The organism is Bacillus pretiosus, assembly GCF_051294775.1.
GTDB classification, from domain to species: domain Bacteria; phylum Bacillota; class Bacilli; order Bacillales; family Bacillaceae_G; genus Bacillus_A; species Bacillus_A wiedmannii.
This window is the reverse complement of sequence record NZ_JBPPHF010000685.1, coordinates 1-278: the sequence shown is the minus strand read 5'-3', so window position 1 is coordinate 278 and position 278 is coordinate 1. Positions and strand designations below refer to the sequence as shown.

The window sequence follows — 278 nt, the reverse complement described above, 5'->3', positions numbered from 1 at the left end:
GCGTTACTCGATCTTGTGACGTTTGTTGGGGTTGCAAGACCTGGTTATACATTGCGTACGCCTTATCCTATCACCACTGTGGAAATTCCGGAGTTTGCAGTTTCTTCATCTTTATTGCGTCAGAGATATAAAGAGAAGCGAACATGTAAATATTTACTTCCTGTAAAAGTACAGGTGTATATCGAGAGGAATGGGTTGTATGAATCGTGAGAAAGCACTTCATATTGTCAAACAACAAATGCATGAAAAACGTTATATACACACAATAGGTGTAATGG

At 38.8% G+C, this 278-nt stretch carries 2 pseudogenes; both read left to right on the top strand.

The features are described 5' to 3' along the window. Positions 1–210, top strand: a pseudogene (locus ACSG5Z_RS32700) (nicotinate-nucleotide adenylyltransferase); the annotation flags it as partial. Further along, a pseudogene (locus tag ACSG5Z_RS32695) lies at positions 200–278 on the top strand (bis(5'-nucleosyl)-tetraphosphatase (symmetrical) YqeK); the annotation flags it as partial. The pseudogenes ACSG5Z_RS32700 and ACSG5Z_RS32695, both read left to right, overlap by 11 nt.